This window comes from Anabaena sp. CCY 0017 (assembly GCF_963920885.1).
In the GTDB taxonomy this organism is placed as follows: Bacteria; Cyanobacteriota; Cyanobacteriia; order Cyanobacteriales; family Nostocaceae; genus Nodularia.
The window spans coordinates 1-24,573 of record NZ_CAWUDG010000039.1; the positions used below are offsets into that span (position 1 = coordinate 1).

23 protein-coding genes and 1 pseudogene are annotated in these 24,573 nt (G+C 41.5%); 13 read left to right on the top strand and 11 right to left on the bottom strand.

All coding sequences use genetic code 11. The features are described 5' to 3' along the window. Positions 1 to 195: 195 nt before the first annotated feature. The 4 genes from ACM0OW_RS24115 (at position 196) to ACM0OW_RS24130 (ending at position 2,792) form a co-directional block, all read left to right on the top strand. The gene (locus tag ACM0OW_RS24115; protein WP_414553035.1) at positions 196 to 1,386 is read left to right on the top strand and encodes a tetratricopeptide repeat protein; all 1,191 of its coding nucleotides are present in this window, start codon (positions 196 to 198) and stop codon (positions 1,384 to 1,386) included. Positions 1,387 to 1,420: 34 nt separating this feature from the next. Then, positions 1,421 to 1,828 carry a hypothetical protein gene (locus ACM0OW_RS24120; RefSeq protein ID WP_414553036.1) on the top strand — a complete coding sequence of 136 codons (408 nt, stop codon included), beginning with the start codon at positions 1,421 to 1,423 and terminating at the stop codon, positions 1,826 to 1,828. A gap of 263 nt (positions 1,829 to 2,091) precedes the next feature. Further along, complete coding sequence (locus ACM0OW_RS24125) at positions 2,092 to 2,376, top strand: hypothetical protein (RefSeq protein ID WP_414553038.1); 285 nt, start codon at positions 2,092 to 2,094, stop codon at positions 2,374 to 2,376. Further along, on the top strand, positions 2,373 to 2,792 hold the full coding sequence (locus ACM0OW_RS24130; protein WP_414553039.1) for a type II toxin-antitoxin system VapC family toxin: 420 nt from the start codon (positions 2,373 to 2,375) through the stop codon (positions 2,790 to 2,792). Before ACM0OW_RS24125 ends, ACM0OW_RS24130 begins: the two co-directional genes overlap by 4 nt. 80 nt (positions 2,793 to 2,872) lie before the next feature. Here ACM0OW_RS24130 and holA read toward each other — a convergent pair whose 3' ends face one another. From holA to ACM0OW_RS24150, 4 genes are all read right to left on the bottom strand, one after another. Continuing rightward, positions 2,873 to 3,826: a DNA polymerase III subunit delta gene (holA, locus tag ACM0OW_RS24135; protein ID WP_414553041.1), complete on the bottom strand. Its 954-nt coding sequence runs from the start codon at positions 3,824 to 3,826 to the stop codon at positions 2,873 to 2,875. Positions 3,827 to 3,830: 4 nt separating this feature from the next. After that, a complete protein-coding gene (locus ACM0OW_RS24140; protein ID WP_414553042.1) occupies positions 3,831 to 6,689 on the bottom strand; it encodes a hypothetical protein in 2,859 nt (952 codons plus the stop codon). Positions 6,690 to 7,202: 513 nt separating this feature from the next. Further along, a complete protein-coding gene (gene dnaN, locus ACM0OW_RS24145) occupies positions 7,203 to 8,663 on the bottom strand; it encodes a DNA polymerase III subunit beta (protein ID WP_414553044.1) in 1,461 nt (486 codons plus the stop codon). 63 nt (positions 8,664 to 8,726) lie between these two features. Then, positions 8,727 to 9,254 (bottom strand): hypothetical protein, encoded by a 528-nt coding sequence (locus ACM0OW_RS24150; protein ID WP_414553046.1) that lies wholly within the window; start codon positions 9,252 to 9,254, stop codon positions 8,727 to 8,729. A 64-nt stretch (positions 9,255 to 9,318) separates the two neighbouring features. On the opposite strand from ACM0OW_RS24150, the gene ACM0OW_RS24155 reads away from it, so the two are divergent. Both ACM0OW_RS24155 and ACM0OW_RS24160 read left to right on the top strand, forming a co-directional pair. After that, positions 9,319 to 10,518, top strand: a complete 1,200-nt coding sequence (locus tag ACM0OW_RS24155; protein ID WP_414553047.1) for an RNA-guided endonuclease InsQ/TnpB family protein — start codon at positions 9,319 to 9,321, stop codon at positions 10,516 to 10,518. Between the two features lie 67 nt (positions 10,519 to 10,585). Next, positions 10,586 to 10,791, top strand: a pseudogene (locus ACM0OW_RS24160) (IS66 family transposase); the annotation flags it as partial. 140 nt (positions 10,792 to 10,931) lie between these two features. Here ACM0OW_RS24160 and ACM0OW_RS24165 read toward each other — a convergent pair. Continuing rightward, entirely contained in the window at positions 10,932 to 11,363 is a 432-nt protein-coding gene (locus ACM0OW_RS24165) for a hypothetical protein (protein ID WP_414553049.1), read from the bottom strand. Between the two features lie 219 nt (positions 11,364 to 11,582). On the opposite strand from ACM0OW_RS24165, the gene ACM0OW_RS24170 reads away from it, so the two are divergent. The 5 genes from ACM0OW_RS24170 (at position 11,583) to ACM0OW_RS24190 (ending at position 13,658) form a co-directional block, all read left to right on the top strand. Next, positions 11,583 to 11,825: a hypothetical protein gene (locus ACM0OW_RS24170; protein ID WP_414553050.1), complete on the top strand. Its 243-nt coding sequence runs from the start codon at positions 11,583 to 11,585 to the stop codon at positions 11,823 to 11,825. After that, positions 11,818 to 12,633, top strand: a complete 816-nt coding sequence (locus ACM0OW_RS24175) for a hypothetical protein (RefSeq protein ID WP_414553052.1) — start codon at positions 11,818 to 11,820, stop codon at positions 12,631 to 12,633. Before ACM0OW_RS24170 ends, ACM0OW_RS24175 begins: the two co-directional genes overlap by 8 nt. Beyond that, complete coding sequence (locus tag ACM0OW_RS24180; protein WP_414553054.1) at positions 12,630 to 13,079, top strand: hypothetical protein; 450 nt, start codon at positions 12,630 to 12,632, stop codon at positions 13,077 to 13,079. The genes ACM0OW_RS24175 and ACM0OW_RS24180 overlap by 4 nt, the downstream gene beginning before the upstream one ends. After that, complete coding sequence (locus ACM0OW_RS24185) at positions 13,072 to 13,392, top strand: HigA family addiction module antitoxin (protein ID WP_414553071.1); 321 nt, start codon at positions 13,072 to 13,074, stop codon at positions 13,390 to 13,392. The genes ACM0OW_RS24180 and ACM0OW_RS24185 overlap by 8 nt, the downstream gene beginning before the upstream one ends. Positions 13,393 to 13,466: 74 nt before the next feature. Next, positions 13,467 to 13,658 (top strand): hypothetical protein, encoded by a 192-nt coding sequence (locus ACM0OW_RS24190; RefSeq protein WP_414553055.1) that lies wholly within the window; start codon positions 13,467 to 13,469, stop codon positions 13,656 to 13,658. A 339-nt stretch (positions 13,659 to 13,997) separates the two neighbouring features. Here the strand turns inward: ACM0OW_RS24190 and ACM0OW_RS24195 are convergent, their stop codons facing one another. Beyond that, positions 13,998 to 15,371, bottom strand: a complete 1,374-nt coding sequence (locus tag ACM0OW_RS24195; RefSeq protein ID WP_414553057.1) for an ATP-dependent DNA helicase — start codon at positions 15,369 to 15,371, stop codon at positions 13,998 to 14,000. A gap of 377 nt (positions 15,372 to 15,748) precedes the next feature. Between ACM0OW_RS24195 and ACM0OW_RS24200 the strand changes: the two genes are divergently transcribed. Both ACM0OW_RS24200 and ACM0OW_RS24205 read left to right on the top strand, forming a co-directional pair. After that, entirely contained in the window at positions 15,749 to 18,523 is a 2,775-nt protein-coding gene (locus tag ACM0OW_RS24200; RefSeq protein WP_414553058.1) for an ATP-binding protein, read from the top strand. 431 nt (positions 18,524 to 18,954) lie between these two features. Beyond that, on the top strand, positions 18,955 to 19,566 hold the full coding sequence (locus ACM0OW_RS24205; RefSeq protein ID WP_414553060.1) for a Uma2 family endonuclease: 612 nt from the start codon (positions 18,955 to 18,957) through the stop codon (positions 19,564 to 19,566). 198 nt (positions 19,567 to 19,764) lie between these two features. Here ACM0OW_RS24205 and ACM0OW_RS24210 read toward each other — a convergent pair whose 3' ends face one another. From ACM0OW_RS24210 to ACM0OW_RS24230, 5 genes are all read right to left on the bottom strand, one after another. After that, positions 19,765 to 20,496 carry a hypothetical protein gene (locus ACM0OW_RS24210; RefSeq protein WP_414553061.1) on the bottom strand — a complete coding sequence of 244 codons (732 nt, stop codon included), beginning with the start codon at positions 20,494 to 20,496 and terminating at the stop codon, positions 19,765 to 19,767. After that, positions 20,493 to 22,130, bottom strand: a complete 1,638-nt coding sequence (locus tag ACM0OW_RS24215) for a hypothetical protein (protein ID WP_414553063.1) — start codon at positions 22,128 to 22,130, stop codon at positions 20,493 to 20,495. The genes ACM0OW_RS24210 and ACM0OW_RS24215 overlap by 4 nt, the downstream gene beginning before the upstream one ends. A 25-nt stretch (positions 22,131 to 22,155) precedes the next feature. Continuing rightward, on the bottom strand, positions 22,156 to 22,881 hold the full coding sequence (locus tag ACM0OW_RS24220) for a hypothetical protein (RefSeq protein WP_414553065.1): 726 nt from the start codon (positions 22,879 to 22,881) through the stop codon (positions 22,156 to 22,158). Between the two features lie 2 nt (positions 22,882 to 22,883). Beyond that, positions 22,884 to 23,990 (bottom strand): hypothetical protein, encoded by a 1,107-nt coding sequence (locus ACM0OW_RS24225; protein WP_414553067.1) that lies wholly within the window; start codon positions 23,988 to 23,990, stop codon positions 22,884 to 22,886. A gap of 224 nt (positions 23,991 to 24,214) precedes the next feature. Next, positions 24,215 to 24,496 (bottom strand): hypothetical protein, encoded by a 282-nt coding sequence (locus ACM0OW_RS24230; protein ID WP_414553069.1) that lies wholly within the window; start codon positions 24,494 to 24,496, stop codon positions 24,215 to 24,217. Positions 24,497 to 24,573 lie beyond the last annotated feature (77 nt).

Below are 24,573 nucleotides of genomic sequence, written 5' to 3' on the forward strand. Positions count from 1 at the left end.
TAGCGATCGCTTGTTTTTTGTCCAAACTCACAAAATCGCGTTGCTCCCGTTTATACTCACACTAAGGAGGAAATCAGTAAAATAGAAAAAAAGTTGCTTATTTTCTATTCAATGTGGGCGGATCAGTATCATAAACAACTAGTTCATAACACTCAGAAAGCAACTTCAATTTTCATATTTGAGGAACCAAACTTTTTGCAAAATTTGCGATTGGCAGAACAGTTTCAGAAATGGGAACTGGCTCATTTTATTTTGCAATTGTTAGGTAAAATATATGAGAAACTAGGACGTAAATCTGAATTGAAATCATTGCGAAAACAGGCACTTTGTAAAGTTGGTATGTACTTGGCAGAAGCTAAGAAAAAAGGCGCAAGTGCTTTTAACTTTTGGATTTATTTACAGATAGTAGATATAGAGGAATTGGTTGAAAAATCAGACATAGAAAAAGCCCGAAAAAATTATCAAATCATCCTCAATGATCTGATTGCATTACATGATTCATCAGCAAATGAACAAATTGCTGTTATGTATGATAATCTAGGTAGAATTGCAGATAAAAAGCGAGATTTTGCAGAAGCTTTAAACTATTATCTAAAAGCTATTGAAATTTATGAGGGTGGTAAAAATTTGTATCAAGCGGCTGGGATTTATTACCAGATGGGCATGGCATATCGGCAACAAAAAGAACTTAAAAGAGCAAGCGAATATTATCAAAAAGCTCTTGAAAATCATAAATGTGCTGGAGATTGGTATGAAGTTGCTCACGACTATTATGGCATGGGTCAAGTAGCTGAAGAAGAACATAGTTTTGGCGAAGCAACTGAATACTACCAAAAAGCTTGTGGCATTTTTCAAAACCATCAAGACTTTCATAGAGTTGCTCTTGCACACCACCAGTTGGGTGGAATTGCACTACGTTTAGAGAATTATAAGAAGGCAGAAAGGTTTTATAGAAACGCTCTGAAGTTTTTTGAAGATACTGGAAATGATTACCGAGTCGCTCATGTGTATCATAACTTAGGAACACTAAGCTGGATGAAACAAGAACCAGATAATGAAGCTGCAATCAATTATTATCAAAAAGCCTTTACTATTTTCAATAAATTTCAGCATTGGTCTGAAGCTTCCTTAACATTAGGAAATTGGGGTAGAGCTTTGGAAGCTCAAGAAAACTATCTTGATGCTATGAAGATTTATATTCGTTTTTGGGGAATAAATTTTGAGCATCAATTAGAGTGGATTAACGGAAGTTGTAAAGCCTTAGCCAGAATGCTCAAACAACTAGGAGAAGACCAATTTGAAATAATGTGGAAAGAGGTAACAGGTGAAGATTGTACTGGAGAAACACGCGACATAATTTGGTCAGTACGAGATAATCTAGAATGAGAATCTTTAAAAGAAAAACATAACCTATAAAAACATGACTACCCAGTTAACCTCTGCCGAAATCCAAGAAATTCAGCAAATTCTCAAAGACTACACCCCAGCACAAGCAGCATTTACCACTCTAGAAAAATATAACGGCAGATTTGACACCAGTTTTGATGAACTGTGGCAGGAAAAAACGGGTATAGAAGTCTATGGCAATAAATCTCTCTGGGAATCTACCTTGAAAATTCTGCGCGAAGAACTCTGTGGTGATGATGGCTTTCGCGCTCAATTCCAAGAATATACCAAAAATCCAACCAGCGCTCCTTTACTGACAGGGTTAATAGTCTCTGTGACTACTCTATCAGGCTTACCCCTTGATCCGGCGATCGCTACTGTCATCGTTTTATATTTGATCAAAGTGGGTCTGAAGATTTTTTGCGAATACACCGTTCCATAAATCTTATCTCGCTGCTTATAAACAACTAATTTTGGATTTTAGAAAGAAATCAAATATCCCATCCAAAATCCAAAATTATCAGTTAAATTTCTGCTGATTAAGCTACCTTAAATAACCTGCTAACACTAAGAATAGCTGGTAATAAATCCTTACCTTCAGCACCCCTCTTAATAGACATCTCCAAATCCAACATCATCGCCACCGCTTTAGCTAGATTGGTCTAACGTGAGATAATATAAAAATAGAATCTAATAAAAAATATTATGCAAGCATACAAACTCAAAGGAAAAATTGATTCATCTGGTAACTTGGTAATTACCGAACCACTGAATTTACCTCCTGGAGATGTGGAAATTGTAGTTTGGCAAGCTACTGATACACTTGATAATACCACAACCCCAGCAAGCGAATCAGCACCAGAAACACCTAGAAGACGAACCAAAATCAAAGCTTTGCAAAACTGGTTTGAAAAAACCCAACCAGCACCTCCTGATTTTGATCCAGATCAAGCTAGATGGGAATATTTAAAGGAAAAACATAATCTGTGAAAGTATTGCTTGATCCTAACATAATTATAGATATTGCCCTAGAACGACAGCCTTACTTCACTAATAGCGAAACAATTTTAGCATTTGTTGAACAGGGGCAAATAGAAGGCTACATTTCAGCATCAACTATTAGTGACCTTTACTATATTATCCGTAAACAGAAGGGTCGAGATTTAACTATTGAGTTTTTGCAAGAAATACTTACTTTTTGTCAAATTGCCACAGTAAATCAGGTTGTAATTACAATGGCTTTCACAACCCATTTTAAGGATTTTGAAGATGCCATTCAATACTCCACTGCGGTAGTCAATCAATTAGATGCGATTATTACCCGTAATCCTCAAGATTTTCCCGTCGTGACACCTCGAATTCTCACTCCTGACCAATTAATTGCGGAATTAACAAATTCTCCTTGACTAACTTAAGCAACTAATTTTGGATTTTAGACAGAAATCAAATATCTCATCCAAAATCCAAAATTATCACTTTCTGCTGATTAAACTACCTTAAATAACCTGCTAGCACTAAGAATAGCTGGTAATAAATCCTTACCTTCAGCACCCCTCTTAATAGACATCTCCAAATCCAACATCATCGCCACCGCTTTAGCTAAAGCATTGATGCTTGTATTTGCTACCTCCTGACGCAAATAGTAAATGCGATGAGGATTACTGATTCTGCACAGTTGAGCTAATTCACTATCTTTCTTCACCCCAGAAACTATCGCAGATTTAACCCATAACCAAGTTCTAAACTGCGTTATCAGGGTGCTAACAATCACCATTAATGGTTCTGCGCGAGACAGCAAATCATCGAGCAATTGCAAAACTTGATTACTTTCACCTTGACGCATAGCAGCTGCCAGTTGTAGGCTATTCTGGGTTTGACATGGCACTAACTCTTTCACCTCTGCCAACTTGAGTTTTCTGCCATGAGCATAGATAGACAGTTTACGTAACTCAGTGGCTGCACGGGTGATATCATTACCAATTGCTACAGCTAAATATGCCACTGCATCCGGTGACAGCCGCAGGTGAATTTTTTCAGCTTCAGTGCTAATAGCCTTTTCAATCAAATCAGTCCGCCAAGGTGGTATTAATGGCAACTCCAGCAACTTGGCATACTTGACCAGATGTTTGTAAATCTTCAGACGCTTATCTATATTCGTAGCAACAAACACCAAAATTGTAGATTCAGGCACTTGCATAAGTTGCTGCAAAGTTTCTAACTCAGTCATGCCCCACTGTTTGAGGTGGCAATTTTCGACGATCACCAGTTTTTTACCACCTGTGAGCGAACGAGTGCGGGCTACACTCATGGCTCGGTCAAGGTGATCAGCTGAAAATCGGTGATAGCATAGTGTCAGCCATTGAAAATCAATCTCTGCTTTGTATTGGTTCAGCTGTTCCTGAATCGCGTGTTGGTCGTCACCTGTGAGCAAAACAATCATCCTCTCACCCCCCATGATTGCCGTAATTGGCAGTTTGAATCAACACAGTGATGGGTGTTTGACTTTGGGTAGCTCGTTGCAACATTTTAGCGATCGCTTGTTTATTGCCCTCAAACTTTTGGCGGTAAACTGGTGTCACTTCTAAAATTGCCTTGTTATCTTGCAACTTCACCAGCTTTGCATGACTCAACAGCTTGTGACTGCTCGGTTTGGCTGTATCTAATACCTGCTGCCAAATTTGAGCCAGGTTACTACTATTGGCGGCAACGGTTGGTAATAATTTGCGATCATCCCCTTGGTCATCCACAGGTTTAGCAGTCACCTTGTTTGTGGTGTATACTCCAAATGTTGGTAACAATTTGCCACTATGTCCTTTGTCATACATGGGTTTATTTACCGTTTTGGTGGCAGCGACAGGCAATAAACCAGGCATCAGGTTCAGTAAACAAACTTCTAGCCATACCGCAGCATTTACCGCAGACCGCAGATAGCTTTCTGCTTTTTGTAACTCTGCTAAAGACAAATTCAGGGTATCAAAATTCCAGTGCTTTGCTAAAGTCGTCAGTTGGGTATGGCTAAGACAACCAGTCAGCAAAGCTTGTGATTGGGGTGCAGATTTGATAATCAGTAAGTCTCGGTATGTTTGCAGTAAATTAGCCAGAATCAATTTGGGCGTTTTACCAGAGTCTACTAATTCTCTGGCAACTTGCAAGAGATTAAAAGTGTTATTGGTGGATATGGCCTGGAAAATTGCCATTAGTTCCGTTTCGGTAACACCGCCAGCCATTTCCATGACATGATGGGCAGTGATAGCTGTATCCAAAAGTCTCACCTGACCGAGTAATTGCAGTGCATCCCGTAAACCACCATCGCTGAGTCGAGCGATCGCACTCAATGCCTCATCATTAATAGTAATAGATTCCGCATCGGCTACAATACGCAGATGCTGCACAATTGCCTGCACAGACAAAGTGCGAAAGTTCAACACCTGACAACGACTGATAATAGTAGGTAACACCTTGTGTTGTTCTGTGGTGCAGAGAATGAAAACCACATGAGGCGGTGGTTCTTCAATACATTTGAGTAAAGCATTTTGGGACTGGGTTGTGAGTTGATGGCAGTTATGCACCAATAACCCATTGGCAACAAAATTGTGGTTATCTGCTATTTCTAAGTCATACACTGGTTCTACAAGGTCTGACCAATGAACTGATTCAACGGAGGTTGAATTTGTATCCCATTGTTGGAATTGCGTATTTACTGAGGGATTCAACCCACTTTCTACTACTCTGGGTTGTGAGTCCAAGACAATAGTAGATTTTGTTTGGCTTTCTAATTTTCCAAATAGTAGCTGAATATCCAAATGATTCAAGCCACTGTTGTAAAAGTCTATTTTCTGATTCCGAATACCCTTCAGTATGCAATGCAACAGATAGTGACCCTGAAGGAAGGTGCTTAAGGTGTCCATCATCCATGTGCCACCATGCCAATCCTTCTTCACTAATCTGATTAAGCCATTCTGAATTAACCTGTTTTTGATTTCCATTTGGTCGTACCACGGCACAGACTTCTCGAAGGTCTGGATGGCAGATAGTTCTGGCACGAATGGATGTTTCACCGTAGCCTTTATTGGGTAAGATTGCAATCTTAGCATCGAGTTCGGGTAGGAGATTGCATTTATATCGTAACCAGTCTTCTTGATTAATTCCGTGAGTCCAGGACAATCTGGGCGACAGCGATTTAGCATGGGCGTAGTTAATGCAACCATCACCAAGTAAGGTTCCATATATCCGTCCCAGGCTCTCAAGTGAAATAGGTATGAGGGCATTATTCCTATTTTCGATTGCGCGTTGCCGACCACCATGCCGATGGTAATTGGGATGTTGTTTCCAATGCTGAAGGATGCTGGTAACAGATGCTCCGTCTTTAAGTAAATACATTGGGATATCAAGTTTTCTGCCACATCCACAAGCACAAAAAGGTCGTGATGGTTCAAGCACGGCAATTTTATCTTCAATGGATTGCTTAATATAGTGGTTCTGCTTGGTCGGGTACTTTTTCCAGTAGGTGTTGACAATATATTCAATTGTGCAGCGTTGATACAAGGAGGGAATATTAAGTCGTTCTCCACATCCACAAGCACAAAAGGGTCGTATAGATTCGAGTATATCGAGTCGCTCTTTGGGAGGAATGTATTTGGAGCCACCAAAATTTTCTCTCCTATTTGAATTGATTCTGCTTTCTTCCATCCGTTTTCTGTCCGAATTAAATGTTCAGGAGTACAACGAATCTCAGTCGTTGCTGTTTTGATAACAAGAGTTTTGCGTTGACCTTTGCTCCAATGTCGAGTGATAGCCTTGAACTCCCATTGCTGAGTCTTTTCGTTGTAAGAGAGGGCTTTTTTATTAATGATGTTTGGATCATCAATTCGCATCCATCCAGAGTCTGTTAGTACTAAAGAATCACCTGATAGACACTCATCAAGAATAAATATTCGGTAACGTCCTGCCACTGGTGCTAAAGTACAACGTTCAATCAAAGTGCGGGCATCATCCACACCATTGTGAGAAGCAGCATCAATTTCGCTCACATCCAAACTATTGCTACTTTCGATTGAACGGCAGGATTGACAAATACCACAAGGTTGGTCAGTTGGTTTTTTAGTATTGAGACAATTGAGAGATTTAGCAAATATGCGTGCAGTTGAGGTTTTACCTGTACCTCTAGAACCTGTGAGCAAATAAGCAGGTGCAATTTGCAGGTGTTTGACGGCATTTGTGAGCGCAGTTTTGATATATGGCTGTCCCACCAATTCTGCTAAGATTTGGGGTCGATATTTGTGATGTAGGGCGACTGTAGACATAAGCTTTATCTGAATTCGTCGCCCTTACCCCTGTTAAGGGGGTGAGATTTTACTAGGGGATACCAAAATAAGTCCTAGTAAAGCGGAAATATCCCCTAGTAATAACAACCCTAGTAATTTACTAGGGGATACCAAAATAAGTCCTAGTAAAGCGGAAATATCCCCTAGTAACAACAGCCCTAGTAATTTACTGGGGGATACCAAAATAAACCCTAGTAAAGCGGAAATATCCCCTAGTAATAACAGCCCTAGTAATTTACTAGGGGATATCGAGGTCAATGGCAAAGATTACCGCCAAGCTTAGAGGTGGTTTGAAAAGTCTAAATTATTACTTGCCCACTTCGACTGCGCTCAGTGTCAACTGGCGACTAGAAGTCACGGATACGCAGACAAAACCTGCCTTTCCTACGGAACGCTACGCGAACGCAGGTTAAAAACCTTAATTTTTCATTAGTCCAAGTCGCTGGACTACCCTGCGGTCAGCCGTTCGGCTCTAATCTGTGTAAGCAGTTATTAACCATTTGAATTGTACAATGGCAGTAAAAATTGCCGCATCGACATTTGCGCTTTTGGATTGGGTCGATCTCCATAAGGAACTAACATGGCAGGATGATCTGATTGCTGCAAATGGATTTTAATCGCCGAACTAGGAATAGCTTTAGCCGCTTCTACTAAATACTTGAGGTTAAACTGGATATTCAATGACATTTCTGGTGGTAAATGAGCAACAACCACCTGATCACCTTTGCCAAATTCCCGTTCAATTGATAGCCGTAGCTGCTGCAACGCTCCATCAAACTGCAAGTAAATACCTTTCTCTTTTTTATCTGTCAACACAGCTAAACGTTCCAGAGCCTTAACTAAAAGTGCTTTTTCGATTACCACTTCTTGGTCAAAGCTAAATTTGGCTAATAACTGTTCGCAATCGGGGTAAGTGCCTTCAAGACATTGACATTTGAGCATGATATCCTGCCAAGCAAAACCTAAACGATGACTTTGGGCATCATAGAGCAGATGAATGGATTCGACAGCATCATCCAAGTTCCGCGCTAGTTCCTTCAAGACTCGACCAGGAATAGTAAATTGGATGACCTCTGGAGATGCTACTTGTTTGCGGGATTTTCTGCCAATTCCTTGAGTTGAAACTTCAGTGGTGGCCACTCGATGCCCATCAGTACCTATAAACTTTAATTTCTCCTGTGCCAGTTGAATATGCACTCCGGTCAAAATATATTTATTTTCATCAGTGCTGACGGCATAAATCACACCTTTCAAACCATCTTTGAACCCAGTTGTTGGCAGAGAAATGGGAGTAGCATCAATTGTATGAGCAGGAGGAAATTCTTCAGCACCCATGCCTCTAATTTCATACTTCCCATCTGCATCAGATAAGCCCAGTGAGTAGACTTTACTTTGCTGGTCGTCATCAGCAAGCTGTGTCATTTGAATTTGACTATTCAGGGAGATATGACCATTAGGACAATGCTTGACTATCTCCAAGAGAATTTGCACTGGGACAGTAATTTCACCCTTTAATAAAACCTGTGCCTCAAAACTTGCTTGAATTGTTAGGGCTAAATCGGTGACAGTTAAATGTATCTGCTGTGTTGCGACATCTGCAATCATCAGGACATTAGCAAGAATAGGATGGGTAGGTTTAGCTGGGGTAGCGCAACTAACTAAAAAGAGGGCATCGAAAAATTTAGTTTGTTCACAAACTACCTCCATCCCTAATTCGATGAGTGGTTGCGATTTTGACTTTGATTTGGTGGACCGTTTCTTAGTACGCTTATTTGAGGATGCAGTTGGAGTATCAGCAGTTGGAGATGCAGGTTTTTTCTTCTTACCTACAGGCGTTTCTGCGCCATTTGCTGCTCCTTCATTTTCGTTTGGCTCAATTTTAGAAGTAGCTGCACTGGTTTGTTTGCTCTGCTTTGCCGAATTCAGCCTTTGTTTTGGCGCTGTTTGAGTCATGATGATCGAAAGGGTCTGAAACCCCGCCCTTTAGCAACGCGGAGGGCGGCTTTACAAATACTTCTAAGCAACAATTAACCCGTTGGAACGACGAATTAACTGCACTTTACTAGAAGCAATCTGTCCTAACCGTTTCCAGTTAGCGTTGCTGACAGATACTTGTTTTTCGGTGTCTCCTGACACATAGCCAATTCCTTGAGGAAATTTAACCAAATCTCCTTTGCGTAATCCGTGACGGGTTGTAGAACCGCCATATTTATGGCGCAACCCACCTTTTGCGGGAAGCATCAAGTGAAGTTGACGACGGGAGTAAGGAGGGCGACAAATTACCTTAAATATTGCAGGTGTAACTGTGACGCTCCCAAACCAATCAGCCCCATCAATTTTTGTTGTGTGGTACTTTCGATATTCAACAAAAGCTGAAGCGGCAAGAGCTACACCATCAACAGCATGAGTATTAAACTCAGCACCCTTTAAGGGTGAGGATAGTGAAGATGATTTATCTCTGGTTGCGTCACCTATTTCCGCAATTCCTCTGACTATATCAAACCGTAGGTTTGAGCAGGATGGGGATAGTTGAGTTTTTGCCAAATAAATCTTTGCTACAACACGACTGTTTTGATGTATTATATTCATATGTGATTAAGTCGAAATCATGGAACAAGTAGTGACGTTAGTTTGCAAACTCAACCCTACTCAAAAACAAGCTGAGGATATCGAGATGGTACTGAAGGCTTTTGCTGATGCGTGTAACTATGCCAATCAGAAAGTTAAGCCTCAGATCACCAGTAAGACCACTATTCAAAATATGGTATATAACGAGATTCGCGCTTTGTTTGGGTTGAGTGCCAACTTAGCTGTTCGTGCTTGTGCCAGAGTGGGAGCTAATCGCAAAACTGCCAAACAAAAAGACAAGCCAGTCAAAACCTTTAGTCCAACATCGGCTGATTATGATGCCAGAATTTTTTCGTTCAGAGAGCAAGACTGGGCTGTTAGTTTAACTTTGATGAATGGCAGAGAACACATCAAAATTGATGCTGGTAATTATCAAAGAGGTAAATTAAAAGGTAGAAAACCGACATCAGCGCAATTATGTAAACACCGTGACGGTAACTATTACATCCACATTCAAATTAAGGATGAACCACCAACACCAATCAAATCAAATAATGTAATCGGTGTTGATTTTGGTCGTCGTGATATTGCTGTAACTAGCAATGGTGACAAGTGGGATGGAAAACAAATCAACGATGTTAGAGATAAATTTTCCAGAGTAAGAGCATCTCTCCAGAAAAAAGCTACGAAAGGCACAAGAAGCACTCGCCGCCGGGCTAGACAACTTTTGAAACGGCTGTCGGGCAAGGAGAGAAAATTTCAGCGGTGGCTAAACCATAACATTAGTAAGTCTATAATTAGGTCCGCATTAACAAATAATGCAGTAGTGGTAATTGAAGACTTAATGGGTATCCGAGAAAGGACTAATCAAAAGCCAAGAAATAAGACAGAACGTAGACGTTCAAATTCTTGGTCTTTTTATCAGTTAAGGTCTTTTTTGGAATACAAAGGCATTCAATTCGGTGTAGAAGTAATTGCTATTCCGCCAGCTTGGACAAGTCAAACTTGCCATCAATGCCTACATATTGGACTGCGTTCTGACAAACGTTTCAAATGTACTAATGAGGCTTGTTCTTGGAGTGGGGACGCTGATTTAAACGGAGCCAAAAATATTGCTGCTATTGGGGCTGTTTTTGTAAGCCAGCCCAGAGGCACGAACTGTTTGTTTTGTGAACTCAGTACAGACAGTTCAGGGCTACTAAAAGCCCCCACTGTACCCGCTTCGGGTCAGTGTGGGTAGTTTACTACTATCCGGGTGACTGCGATAGCAGAAAAAGAAAAATTACAGCTTTTTGTAATCGCTGAATTCTTACCGACTAGCTGTTACTAAACGAACAGTTAGTGGCAATTTACGCTCTCTGTGTCGGTTTGGCGATACTGCAAGCCTATTAACTGTCGTGCAAACTCGTCGTTTTCAGCAACGCTCTGTTATCGATTTCTTTGGAGACGCATTACGCACACACGTTAGTCATACAATTGCTTACCTTCCTTGATTCCTTTTTCTGCGACCTGAATCTTTACCCAAAAGCAATTGAGCCATCCATTTTTTCGCTGTTTTTATGATTTAAACCTATATTTACCAATTTTTTACCTGATTTTAGCTGGATTGGGATTGTTATGTCTAGATTAAATTTTTCTATATAAATCTGTATATTAAGCGCAATGATTGGCATTAATCAAAGATTCAGCCGAAGAAACAGTCCCAAAGTTACGGAGAGAACGAAACCGATTGGTAATTTCAGCCATTGCATCTAATAGTTCATCCTCATCCGCAGTCTGAATTACTTCCACGAGCGATCGCTTCAGGGATGTGGCTGACTGATTCTCTTTACCTGACACCAATTGATAAAAGAATTCTTTGGAACCAGGAGCTAAAACTTCCATCCCATCCAACAACCTTGACAAAGTGGTAGTGCTAACGTCGCATTTTCCCCGGCGAAACTCAGAAATGTGATTTTCTGACACCTTCGTTTCACCAGACAAACGTTTGGCACTAATCCTATACCGCTTGATTGTCGCATCAAAAGATTGAGACAGGGGGGACACTGGGCAAGAAATAGCTGAGACAGAATTGTTAACTTTCATTACTAAAATTAGCTAGTTGGCTAATTGACCGTTACTTTATACAGCGATAGGCTAATTTACAGATTAGTAACCTCCTTATCTAATGTTAGAGCAATATCAACAAATCAGCATCAGTTGCCATTAGTCATTTTTGTTCTTTAGCAATGATGACTGACTACGGCAAAACAAGCCCCTGTTGAGGTGAACAGGAGCTAGGGATGAAAATTTCTTTAGAAAATTATGACACAGGGAATCTCAAAATTACAGGATGTGTTCTACCCTCGCCTACATGAAGAATGGCTGAGAGACTGCTGCCAACTCCCAACCCAAAAGCAAACTGCTCTCTACTACCCAGATCCTCAAAAGCGCATTCACTTGTTTGGGGATTGCACAGTCCAAAAAGCTGGTCTAATAAAGTCTATTTACTCAGAATTTGGTGTTTTAGTCACATTTAATCAAGAATCAGGGCAAAACGATGCATAAGAAATTTTATCCTCTAGAGCTTGATGAGTGGCTAAGTGCTTGTAAGGATCTGACCAAATCTCAGTTAAGCATTCTTTACTACTTACGAACTGTAGACCCCTACAGTAATGGACTGAAAATCAAAGCATCTGTAATTGCCGAAGAATTGGGTATTTCCAGAAAAACTGTCTATGAGTCAATTTCCGTTCTAAAGCAGAAGGCGTACATTGAATTAGAAGATGCAGAATATATCCTAAAAGTCATTCCTAAAGGATGTAAATATGACACTTTTCATAGTGTCACAGACTTGTCACCTCCAGGTAACTGCTGTCACCCACAGGTGACAGTTGTCACCCCAGGGTTACACGATTCACCTCCAGGTAACAAGATTCACCCACAGGTGACAGTTGTCACCCCAGGGTTACAATCGCCGCCGGAAACGATTAAGCAGCAAGCGTTTCAAAACCCTAAGATTAATAAAGAATTTAAAGACTTTAAAGATTCTCTCTCAAAGAGCCAGAGAGAGAGTTTTTTGAAGTTTGGTTTAGAAAAAGCCCAAAAACTCCCTCATCCCCCAGAACTTCCCCACAAGTGGATAGAGGCACACTGGCAAGAGATATCAGCAGAATGGATGAAGGTGCAGGGTAGAAGTCCCGGAGTTGAGCAGCAACAATGGCAAAATCACCCCTGTCGCAATGAGTGGATCGAAAAAATTCGCTCTCTGGGACAATTTGGTTTTTACGCTGAGAATCGTCAAGAAGAAAAAGAACGACGGGAATTTTTCAAGTGGGCGGATGCTAATAACTTGATCTGGGGTGAAAAAACATGATTGATGACTTACCCCAATTTGAACCAATTCCTTTGCGATCTGAAGAGGAAAACCAAGAGGAGGAAATTTTCTATCCCCGGTGGCGATGTTTTTGTTGCCAAGATTCTGGTCTAGTCGCACAGGATTTAGTTCGTTTAATCATGCCGCAGTACAATCCAGACCGAGATAAGTGGGTACTTTGTCAAGCTGGACACTGTGATGCATCGAAACGCTGGGAGAATGTACCCATTGAAAATTTTGATACCCGGTTTATTCCCAGTATTTGTCAAAAGTTGGATTTAATTAATCGAGAACAGTGGCGTAATAGTGTAAAACAACAAATTAACATCCGCCAACTGGCTAAAAAACGGAAAATGCCTGGAAGTAGCGAACGTACCGAAAATGACAACCGCGAAGTGCAGCAACGTAAACAAGAAATTGAAGGCAATAAAAATCATGATGAATAACAACCGTTTGTCAAACATTCATCCAGGCGAAATCCTACAACTTGAATTTTTAGAACCGTTGAATATCACACCTTATAAATTAAGCAAAGATATAGGTGTATCTCAGACACGAATTAGCGAAATTTTATCTGGAAAGCGCAGTATTACAGCAGATACAGCTTTGCGTCTATCCCACTATTTTGGCAACACTGCCCAGTTTTGGTTAAATTTACAAACACAATATGATTTACGTCAGGCATTTGCAGAAGCTGGAGATGCTGATGTATTTTTGACAACTGATGACAGACTGCTGAGGAAAGCAAGAAAAATTTAAAAGTATTTTGAATATAGAAGTAGAAAACCCTACGATTTGGTTAATGAATATTTTGCAAACAGAGGAAGAAAACAATGAAACTGACGGAAATTAGGCAACAAGGATATCAAGCTCTCATCAATGCGTTAGGAGTAGCAGGAACACTAAGGTTTTTACAACAGTTAGAAGTAGGTTATTGTGACTATACTAAAGAACGTGATCAATGGCTCAATCAACTCACAATAGATGACTTCCGTAATTATGTTAAACAGAAGAAAGTTGAATAACAAGAACTCATCAAACTTTCGCAATAAGCAAGAGTCAATGACTACTTCAAATTCAAAACTATTAAGCTCTGGAACTGCTAGACTGATTTGCTTTTGGGAATTATTTGTAACTAAAAAAATGTCACAAGATGTTGCCGCAGTAAGATATATCCTTTGGATTTGCATTACCTTCAAGAATACGATTAAGTATCTTTACTAACTCATCAGGTACAAAACTCCCTTTAATATATGTATTAATATCCATGCCTGCTACATAATTATAAATACTACAATACCATTCATCGGGCTGTTGGAAGCCTACCCTTAATTAAAGATTGCAGGGTAGGAGTATACAACGCATCAACGAATGATAAAGATTCGTTGTCTAGCCCGTGAACTGGCAACATAATACAAACGATTAAACTCTCTAAACTTAGCAACAACCGCTTGACCGTCATCTCCTCGTTCTGAATGAAGTCGCTTACTTAAGTCCTTACCGTCAATACCCACTTCTAAGAAAGTGCTACCTTGACTATTGTGAACAGTGAGTGCAAAGCAGTTTCTTACATGGGCAAACTGTTCTAAATGTTTGTAATACTGCTTCCACAAAAAGGGATTACGCTTGGCAGTTTTGAGTAAGTGTTTAGTTTCTTGGTTAAATCGTTTTTCCTCATCTTCATGTAAAACGTAGATTTGACGAACGATTCCGTCATCTGTCTTGATCTTTAACCGCCAAGCATGATAATTGTGATAACGGTCTTCAGAAACATCTAAAACAGTGAATTCTGTAGATGTAGAAAGAATCACACTTTTACTATCAGGAGCCATTACCGGGTCTCTGGTTATTAATCGTTCTCCAGAAATAAATCGATTTATATTTTCACCATATAAATGTTTACGAATTTGCTGGTTATAAAAGTCAACTTGAGCATTCGTCCAGCACAAAATTCGCAAACAATCGGGGTTATTGACAAATTCTTTAGACATCTTTTTGTAGGCATATCGCAGCAAAGTTTGGCGTTTAACCATCAACGCTCCATTACTTTTATCAGGCAGATATTTGGCATAAGGCTCAAATGGAATCCGGCTTTTAGTAACTGCATAACGAGAAGCCGTGACAAACTCTAGCAAGGGGCTACCAGTTCCCTGACGCACAACTTGAGTTAATATGGCTTTATTTCGCACTTGAAAACTCAGGGATTTTCCTTCATTCACTGGATTTAATTGTGCAGGATCACCCATGAGAATTATTTTGAGTTTTGTCCTTATGGATGATTGGTGAGCAAGATTCTCAATCCAGTTCCAGAGTTGTTTGCCAATCATGGAACATTCATCAACAAAGACAACATCAAACAAATTGATGTAAGAAGGGCCGGTTTGCTCAAGGACTTTTTCTTTACCTCTAGTCACCATACCCAGTCCTAATAACTGGTGAATCGTGAAAAATTCTACGCCAGTCACGCCATTTTCTGCCGCCATGCGTTGCAGTACACCGACAGCTTTATTTGTGGGTGCGGTCAATACAACTCGCTGACCCATAGTGACAAGAACTTTAACCAGTTGGAAAACTATAGTTGACTTACCAGTGCCGGCATATCCAACTAACAGAAACAAAGCAGCTGAGACGGATGGCTGCACAAATTTCCACATTTTATCCAAAGCTTTATGCTGCTGTGGGGTGAGTTGAAATGGAAAATAACTTGTTGTAGGGAAAGTTGAAAGAGTGTGGATCATGATTGCGGCGCTAATTTCATTTTAAAATCCACTCAATGCAGCGATAGCTGTTGGTTTTTCGTAACTGCACAACAACAATCCTTCTGGGAGCAAAACCCAACAGAAGTTAAATGAGGGACTGCTCTATTTCCCACACTCCCTGATCCCACAAAATCTGGTTATTCTCGTCCAGCAGTGTTGACCTTTTTTGAATTGGAGCGTAAAGCCTGCGGCATAGCTGCGCTTACCGCGGAGGTCTCGTAGAGAAGGCATCGCCAATATCTTGAAAATTTTTGTCAATTATTTGTAGAATAACTCAATGTAAATGTAGTTAAATCACCTTAAGGCTGTCTGCAACTTAACAAATCTCAACTGTTCTGTCTCTCCAAAGAACCTCTATGTTATTCATCAGACAAAAATATCTGCCCTACGGGATGGCATTTCTCAGTGTCGGAGTAACTTTGCTAGTAAAACTAGGACTAGAGCATCTAGTTGGAATTACGAGTTCTTTTAGCTTGTGGTTGATTGCGGTTTCTATCAGTACTTGGTACGGCAACATAGTTTCAGGACTGATATCAGTGTTGTTGGCGGGTTTAGCTAGTCATTACTTGTTTACAGATCCATTTTCTACTCGAAATCATCTCGAATTTGTCTTATTTATTGTCGAAGGTATAGTAATAAATACGCTAATTGCTAACTTCCAGTCAAGCAAACAGCAGTCAGATATTGATAAAACAGAAGCTCAAACCAATTTGGAAGGTTTATTAGAGAATCAGCGATCGCTACGTCAGAATGAAGAATTTTACCGAACACTAACAAAGAATTTACCCAATGGAGTAGTTTTTTTGTTCAATCAAGATATGCGCTTTACGCTGGCTGAAGGTACAGAAGCACATATCTTCGGTTTAGCAATAGAAGAGTTCCCAGGTAAAACCCTAGATGAGACTGTTCTCACTGAGACTTACGAGCTGATAGCACCAGCTTACCGTAGTGCATTACAAGGAATTCCAACGTGTATTGAAATACCTTATGGCGATCAGGTTTATTTAGTGCAAACGTTTCCAGTTAAAAATGAAAATAGCACAAGCATGACTGGTTTGGCAGTCTTTCAAAACATCACCAACCGCAAACAAGCCGAAGCCCAAATTATCAAACTTAACCAAGCTTTAAATCGACGAGTTAGAGAACTACAAACCTTATTAGAGGTGATTCCCATTGGCATTGGGATTGCCGAAGATCCAGAATGCCAGATGATTAGAGTTAATCCAGCTTTTGCCAAACTGCTGGGTATACCCGTAAACGCCAATGCCTCTCTGAGCGCTCCTCTTGATCAACGCCCCACGAACTTTAAAATTTTTCGGGATGGCAAAGAACTAGCTCCAGAAGAACTGGCGATGCAAAATGCTACAACTCATGGTGTAGAAATACTAGATTATGAGATTGAGGTAGTTCGTAATGATGGTATCCGAATTAACCTATTGCAGTATGCTACCCCTTTATTTGATGAAGATGGCAAAGTGCGGGGGTGTGTCAGTATATTTTTAGATATTACCCAACGTAACCAAGCGGAAAGAAAACTGCAAGCAGCTAGAGATCAGTTGCAGACTGTACTAGATGCAGTACCAGGAATTGTCTCTTGGGTTAGTTCTGATTTGTGTTATTTAGGTGTAAACAGGCACTTGGCTGATAATTTTAATTTGCCTCCCGAAGCTTTTGTCGGTGAGGATATTGGTTTCTTAGGTGGTGGTAATGGATTTTGTGAGTTTGTAGAAAAGTTCTTTGCTGAAAATCAATCAGAAGCACTATATGAGTTGAAATTGGTCAAAGCAGACCGGAGTTATTTAATCGTGGCTCAAAAATATGACGAGAACAAAGCCGCGTTTTTAATCGGTATTGATATCACGCAACGCAAGCGTGTAGAGGAGGAACTCAGACAAAAGACTGAGGAACTGGCCACAATCAATCGTGTCAAGGATGAATTTGTTGCCGTCTTGTCTCATGAGTTACGTACCCCCATACATAATCTTCACGGCTGGGCGCAATTACTGTTAACTGAATCAAAGATGGATGAATCCCTAAAAATTGAGGGACTGGAAACGATTGAACGAAATGCCCGTCTGCAAGTTCGCTTAATTGATGATTTGTTAGATTTGGTGAGGATACAGAAGGGCGAGATGAATTTGGAAATCGGATTGGTTGACTTAGCAAATGTGATTCTGTCAGCCGCCGACACTATTCGCTTGTCAGCTGAAACCAAGAATATTCAAATTCAGTTAGATTTTGATGACGCTGTACCTCTAGTTTTAGGTGATTTTATCCGCCTACAACAAGTAGTTTGGAATTTGCTTGCCAATGCCATTAAGTTTAGTTCCAAGAATGAAAGTGTCGTGGTTAGTTTGAAGTTAGTTAAATCTCAAGCTGAGATTACGGTTATTGACAGGGGGAGGGGTATAGAATTAGAGTTTTTACCCTATGTGTTTGACAGGTTTAGTCAGGGTGACGCTTCTACTACTCGTTCTGCGGCTGGATTGGGGTTAGGATTAGCGATCGCTCGTCACATTGTAGAACTTCACCGTGGACAGATTACAGCAACCAGTCCAGGATTAGGACAAGGATCAACATTTACGGTGAGGCTACCTATAACCACCATGAACGCAGACTTAAGCAACGATGAACTATTGCCAATAGTCGCAGGAGTTCGGACTCGCAAAAAAACTGCCGCATTACAGAACTTTTGTATCCTGGTTGTGGATGATGATCCAGATGCTCGGAGGTTAATTCAAACGGTTCTCCAGGGTGCAGGGGCAGATGTATTAGTGGTGGCATCAGTTGCAGAAGCATTGGCATTTTTGGCACACACAGAGCCTGACCTACTAATTAGTGATATCAGTATGCCAGTTGAGGATGGTTTTACATTAATTGAGCAAATTCGCTCCCGCAGTTTAGAACAAGAAGAAGAAATTTCGGCGTTAGGAAAGCGCTTTTGTTCGCAAAGTGTTCCACCCGAAAGAAGGTTGGTGAATAGTAATCCTCTGCGTGCGATCGCTCTGACTGCGTTTGCTGGAGCCAAAAATGAGCAACGAATTTTAGCAGCAGGGTTTCAATTTTTTATTGCCAAGCCGATTGAGCCAATGGAACTTTTGGAAAAAGTGATTGAAGTGTTAAAAAGTTGACTAGTACAATTCAAATATTGCACGTCAAAAGAAGCAGGGGAGCAGGGAGCAAGGGAGAAGACAAAAAACGGAGCTTTAACTCCGCCCCAGTTCAAACGCCCTAAAAGGGCGGGGAAGAGTACCCATGCTCCGCTTTGCTTGGCGCAGAGGGTTCGGGCTTGCCCTGCTATAAAGCCCCCGAACTCTCAGCCTCTTCGCTAATCACAGAAGTATTCTTTTTTGATAGACCCTCCGAAACTTCGCAGGATTGCTCCAAGAAGCTAGGCATATTTCTGATAAAAAATTTGTTGGCTAAAATGGGGATTACTATGATTAATACAGTCAATTCCTGTACTACAGATTGGGTTTTTCTACCAATGATACAATTGCTGATGTCTTAGAAGAGCGTGATTGGACAATTGTTTGACAATTAAGTTACTTCCCGTTAAAACATGACCTACACCCCACCCAAACTACTGAGCTTTGAGGAGTTTATCGCCCAATATGGGGATAATACACGCTATGAGCTAATTGATGGTGAACTTAGAGATATGGAACCTACTGGTCCTCACGAAGCTGTTGCCGGGAGTATTGCTGGTAGAATCTATGTCGAAATTTTTCGTGCTAATTTCAACTGGTTAATTCCCAAAAATTGTTTGATAAAACCACTTTATGCTGAAGCGACAGCGCTGCGTCCTGATGTAGTTGTTTTAGATCAAGTAGAACTGAGTCAAGAACCCCTTTGGCAAAAAGAACCAGTTATTTGTAACGGTAGTACTATTAAGCTGGTTGCGGAAGTTGTCAGCACCAATTGGCAAGATGATTATGCCAGAAAGGTGGAAGAATACGCTTTTTTGAATATCTCAGAATATTGGATTGTGGACTTTCGGGGTTTAGGTGGTTTGCAATTTATCGGTAATCCAAAGCAACCTACTTTCACAATCTGTCAGTTAGTTAATGGTGTATACCAGCAGCAACAATATCGTTTGGGAGAGTCTATATCTTCTTACCTGTTTCCAAATTTACAACTGAGGCTCGACGATATTATGCCGACTTTACTCTGAGTGTGAACAGTTACGGAAGAGAGCGGGGATAATTTGCTGGAGCGATCTGCTTTGCAGCAGCGCTTCTCTACGAGACGCTCCGAGGTAAGTGCAGCTATACCCGTCAGGGCTTTACGCGATACGGCTTTAGCCGTTAGCTACGCGATCACGCCAAATTTGGCAACGAAATGGCCGTAGGTTAAGCTAGGGATACTTTTTTTACTGGCGAACTTTAGCGTTGCGTAATCGCCCCAATAAACCTTCACCCGACGCAATTTTCCCCAATTCGGAAATTACCTCAACTGGTACACCTACAGAGGTTGCGACTTCTGGGATCGTGGCGCTGCTATTTCTTAATAGGGCTAAAGCCTGGCGGACTTTCAGGACAACTGGATCACTGTTGTGCGTGTAACCCCGATTTAAAGCAATTCTCAGTCCAGTTTCAATGTCATCTACTGTAACTCTACGATTTGTATCTACTAAGATTGTCTGCTGACCAGCAATAGCATTGGCAATCTGAATACCAACATACTCAGTGCGATGAGGCTGGAGAACGATATCAAAGTTGTACAATCGCTTTTGTCCCTTTTGGTCTAGAGTTTGAACAAGTAAGTTAGTCATGGCGGTGGTGGTAGCCCCTGGAAACTTTAGCGGTTGGATTTTTCGGAGAAAGATGGTGGTAGCACGTCCGCTGTTGATATCTGTATCCGTGGTGTAAGTCAGTCGTGAAGCGTCTGCTAGTAAAATGTAGGCGATCGCCTCGTCGGTCTGACTAAAGCTGATAGGCGTAGCACGTCCTGGAGTCACTGGAACCTGAATGCGATCGCTGGCAGCTGTATCCCTTGCAATCAAGCGATAGGCCGGAGTTTGGGCTAGTACCTGTACAACAGGGGCTGTGACACCAAACATCATGGTGGTGGTACTAATAACAAAAGTAACAAGTTGTTTCATCGTTCAACGTTCAAAAAATTATTGACGACAATAGAGACTTCTGTACCTTCAGGTATAAATTGAATATGAGGACGTTGGAGTAATTCCTGTAGTGCCTGCTCCGAGCGTCTAGATAAGCGATCGCTAACTGGGGTGAAAAATCCTTCTAATGCTGCTGCCCAAATTTGAGGATTGGAGCTACTAGTAATAGTACTTTGATTAAAAGTGCCACTGGAAACCACAGTGCTAGATTGACTACGGGGCTGATTCACGATGCTGCCCACCCTTCCTAAACTACTGAGTAATCCCACTAATAAATCTTGTTGAGCAATTTCTTTGCCTACATCATGGAGCTGTTGAGCAATCAATGGTTGCTTGTCTTGAGAGCGAATTAATAAGGTATTAGCTGGGATCATTTCCTGTTTGATAGTACCTTGCAAGTCAGGATAAACCAAAGCGATGCCACTAGCAGATACTAAGTGATTCTTTTTACCTACTGCTGTAGTTTCAACCACCACAACAGTCCCAGCAGGAAGCGCCACAGTGCCATCAGTAGCTGTGAGAGGTTTGGTTAACTCCACAGCGAATCGATTATGGGGATTATTACCGCCCTCATCCCAAATCATCGGCATAATCAGCTTACCTGGGGCAGATGTCCCCAGTGCGACATTCTTCGTATTGCCTGCATTGGCATCAACCAAATTGACAGACTTACGATTAAGGATACCTAGCATTCCTGGAGTTAAGTGATCAACTTGACTATCAACACTTTTCAAGCCAATTAAAACTGTTTGCAGGTCAGAATCTTGGGGACTGGATGCTCCGGTGCTAGAGTTCAAGGAACTTGGATTGCTGAGTGTGGATTTTTCCTGAGTTTGGGCGATGCTGGCGTTACTGATTTGTGACTGTCCCCATCTGGCCAGTTGATGCCATTGTTCTAAAGGATCAGCATTGCTTTCAGGCTGTTCTACTGGTTGTGCAATTGTTCGTGGAGCATAACTCACAGGAGAATTTACAGGAGAAGGAGACCGCCTCACTATGGGTGCAGGTTCAATTCTGGCAGTAGTTGTGCGTGGTGAAACTGGACGTACTGGTGGTACTGTGCGAGGAGGTGGTGATGGAGTTGGCGATGGCGTTGCTCCCGGTTGGTTTTCTGGGCCGGGAGTTGGGGATTTAGCCGCAACAGGTTCCACTTTGAGTTGTTGTTGTTGGTCTTGAAATGCTAATCGGCTTTTGAGTTCCGCAGATTCATCTAATATAGGTTCGCTGTTGGGAGATGGAGGAGGATTCTGCACAACTTGTGGCACAGGCGGTTTGGGTCGCAGAAATCCAAACCACAGTAGTGAGCCAGATCCCATCACAATGCCCACCAAGGCGACGACCGAGCCAAGTCGGACACTGGGTTTTTCTGCTAACGGTCGCTCTACTGCTCCTTCTTCATCTTGTTGCAAGCGATATTCTGCGGAAATTAGCTGATTTGCGGTAGGGTCATAACCTGCCAACCACTGCTCCTCTTCAGGAGTGATATCCTCCTCAGCTACCAAAGTTGCATGGTGAGAACGATGATTACTGCCATTCTTATGGAATTCCACCGCAGAATCAGCAGAATTTTCGTTGAGGTAATCAAGTTCATGGTTGTGATTGGAATTGGTCATAATTGTGTCTTTGATTTAAGAAAATTTACCGTCGTCGCGGAGGATTAAACTCAACCATTTTGGTAATTTGTAGTCCAGAAGCTCGCATATCATAAATTTTCTGTTCTACCAGAGGGGCATCTTTACCTAAAGGCGACCGGGGGATTTCCACGGACTGGACAGTAAAGGTGCGGTTAAAAGCAATACGTTCATCTCTGCCTGTAGTGCGGTCAACTAAAATTCGAGTAGCAATCATATCGATTTCCCATTCCCCTAGTCTTATTGCTCTGGGTTCGGAAAGATAGGAAATAATCGTGGTGCTACGAAGTTGACCGGAAAAGACAGTATTAGGAACTAATTCCGCAATCTTCGGTAAAGAAGCTTGGGCGAATTCTGGTTCTAGCAGCAAGGAAGCGAACCAGGCATTGATGGGAATGCGCCCATTTCGACCAACTTGAACGCCTTGGTCTGGTTGATTAGTACCAGTGAGTTTGTCATCCCAATTAAATGTTAAGGTTGTCCAATCACTAACTACTCTTTGAATCACGGCTGGATAGCGCCAGTTGCGGTCTTGTTCGGAAATGTAGATAGTTTCACCATTTACCAACTGGGCAAAGGTTGTCTTGCGGTCAGCAATTTTATTGACCCTAAAAGCGGTGAACAGTGTCAACAACAGGATGAAACCGTTAAATGCAGTTAGGCAAAGAAAACAAATAGCTAAGATATTTTTAGCTTCTGGAAGCAACGGAGCTTGAAGTCGTTTTACTTGCATGATTACCCCCTGCGGAGGACGGCAATATTGGTAGCAGTGACAATTGCACTGCTGAAAATATCAACTAAGCCTTTAACGTTGGCAGAAATGCCGTTATAAAGTGCCATTCCTCCACCTCCAGCTATTAATACTGCCAAAATTGGTGCAAAAATACTTAAGAAAAACATAAATGCTACATCAGATGCCAACTCTGCACCAGACTTGACTAACACTACCGCTGCCAGTCCAACTAAAATGTTGTAGCCAAGTTGAACACCAAACAAGGAAATAAACCCAGTCAGCCATGCCCAAATAGGACGACCTTGTAATGGTAGTAAAGACAAACCCACCGCAATCGGTGCAAATAATGCTGTTAGCAGCAGCGCCGCTTCTAAAATATTGACGAAACCCCATTGCAAGGCATAGAGAATCAAGCGAATAATGGGAATTGCAGTATCTCGAAACACACTACCTGGATCAGTAGCAAACTGAACAGCAGTACCGATTTGCCCAGGTAAAGTTCTATTCCAGAGAAAACTAGCAAAATCTCGTAGTGGTTGTAGTGGAGACCTTGCTTCTTCTTCAGCTTTGGTAACAATTGCCTGTGCCTGGGCTTGCTTGGAGTCCCAGCATTCAACTAACTCTGTACCCACTTTTCCCTGACATTCGCTATAAAGGTTTTCTAGTTGTTGTCTGGCGATACTGCTAATTGTGACATTGGAAATAGCATCTCGAAATGTGAGTTCACCAACTTGCAATTGCAGAACATTTTGTACTTGGTTGTAAGCAAAACCTCGGATAAAGGTAATTGTGTTGGCCAAGACATTACCGTTGGCTCCCAAAAAAATCATAATCACGAGGGGCCAAACAAAGATAGCTGCTAATTCTGACCATGATTGCTTTTCAATGATCTCTTTGCCAGTGGTCAGGGCGACAAATAATATACTGGCAGCTCCCAAGGTAATGCCCAGTTTAATCAAGCCAATCCATAATGCTGAATTGAGTGAATCGAGAGTAACTAGCCAGACGCTGTTCCATGACTCAACTGTGGCGCGGGAAAGTTCTAAAGAACTGGAAATAATTTCTAGAGCATCAGATTCACCGCCAGTGATGGGGAGTGAATCCGCCATTAAATGTATCATTTATTCAAATTTATCGACTATCTCGACGTAAAATCAGGGTTTTGAAAAAATATCAACTGTCAGTTGGCTCATGTTTTGACATCTGCTCGAATTGGAGCAAACCTATTTTCTTGTTAGTAATTTGACAAGGCATATCCAAATCAGCAAACCGACAGTTATTGAGTAAGGATTAATACCGAGTCCCCCAATCACTGTTCACCGGTTCCAAGCTACTAATCAGCACCAAGGGTCATTCCACCAGGCATGATCAATAACCCCATTTGTTGAGTAGCAGCATTACCGGCGGCAATACTCTTACGACGATCTGCGGTATTGATAGCTGAAAGTTCCTTGGCTGTTTGAGCAGTTATAGTGTTAATTAATGCCCTGTCAATGCGGGCTTGCTGGGACTCTTGAAGCATCCGTTCTTTGACGCGACTGTTGAGGGCAGTTTGTTGGGATAGATTTTGTAAAATTTGTTGGGTGACATCTAGGTTTTGAGATTCCTCACCCAAGCTGACACTTGCTTGAGTATCTGATACTGTTGGCGAATTCAGAGAAGCAGGATACTAGCTGGTTAGTTCAGTGATGA